Here is a 1,223-nt window from a genome sequence, read left to right as displayed (position 1 = left end):
GTTTTTATCTTAAGTTACAACAAATATTGGATTGATGATTTTATAATTATTGGTTTATTTCTGTCTTGTGTTATTAACTTTAAACTCGATGATGAGCCGACTGAAGAGTTAAATAAACAGGCAATTACAAGAGTTGAGAGTGCAAATGTTTAAGTGGAGTATCTTTATTGCCCTTATGGCTTTTAGCACTACATGCTTAGCAAAAATAGATATTGACCTCGCCTGCAAAGAAAAGAAAGAACAGCAACATTCTCTACTAGAAAGACTATCAACATCGCTTACTGAAGCTCATTTAGCTGGACAATGTACTGGTTTTAAATCTGTACATAGGATTAATTTGAAAGAAGCTTGCTCTGAGTTTTTAGAGCAAAAAGCATCGCTATTAAGCTCTTTAAGTACCTCTTTAAAAGAAGCTAATCTGGCAGGTATGTGTGTTGGCGCTATTTATAAATTAGCCAAAGAGTGTAAAGCAGATACTTACAACATTGATTACACTGATATCGCTAGAGGAAGCATTACGGTAGAAATTGTTGAGCAGCGCCTCGGTTGCTACGGAAATACTTATGGCTGGTAAAAATACAAGTATTGCGGCTGTTGCTTGTCAGGCATTAGGAATTGACCGTAATTTGTTACCAGAGCGGTTAAGAAGTCGTTTAAATTATTACGTTAAAGATAAAAATCTCAATGCCAAACTACTGGATGAGGCCGATATAAAATCTGAGTCAGTCGACTATGTACCTAAGCCTATTAAAGCAGGTAATCACATATTTATACGAAACCTTGTAATTTTAGACACGCTTTTTGAAGATAAAAAGTTAGTCGTAAAGTGGTTAAACGGTGAAAAAGTCAATTCTGAAAATTTTGAGCAATTTGCTAAGGAATGGAAGGCTAAAAAATTACTCTTTCAAGCACTAGATAGGCGAATCGGAGATTTAAGGCTTTTTTTAATAAATAAAAATATAGATTGGTCACAAGATGAAATTCCATACCCATTTAGTGATGGTAAATATAGTTCAATGGAGTTGATTGCTAATTCTATAGAACTTGATAACCAATCGAGCCCATATGATTTAGCGCTAAAAGCTGTTATTGACGGAGAGTTTGGGGCTTTAGGTAAATTGATTTCTAATAATCCTGGTGCTTTTATCAGCGAACACGGTCAGTGGCTAGTAAATTTATACAACACTAAAAAAGCAGAGTACGAAGAATATAGTATGTTGCTC

General features: G+C 34.7%; 2 protein-coding genes. Both read left to right on the top strand.

Annotation, left to right across the window (positions count from 1 at the left end; all coding sequences use genetic code 11):
- Positions 1-145 precede the first annotated feature (145 nt).
- On the top strand, positions 146-574 hold the full coding sequence (locus L1D46_RS20705; RefSeq protein WP_130052842.1) for a hypothetical protein: 429 nt from the start codon (positions 146-148) through the stop codon (positions 572-574).
- Positions 564-1,223, top strand: a 660-nt coding sequence (locus L1D46_RS20700) for a hypothetical protein (protein ID WP_239978175.1), incomplete at its 3' end; no start/stop codon positions are given. The genes L1D46_RS20705 and L1D46_RS20700, both read left to right, overlap by 11 nt.

Origin of the sequence: Pseudoalteromonas sp. Isolate3 (assembly GCF_022398505.1) — a bacterium.
GTDB classification, from domain to species: Bacteria; Pseudomonadota; Gammaproteobacteria; order Enterobacterales; family Alteromonadaceae; genus Pseudoalteromonas; species Pseudoalteromonas apostichopi.
Note: the sequence above shows the minus strand (reverse complement) of the source record. Positions and strands in the feature narration are given on the sequence as shown.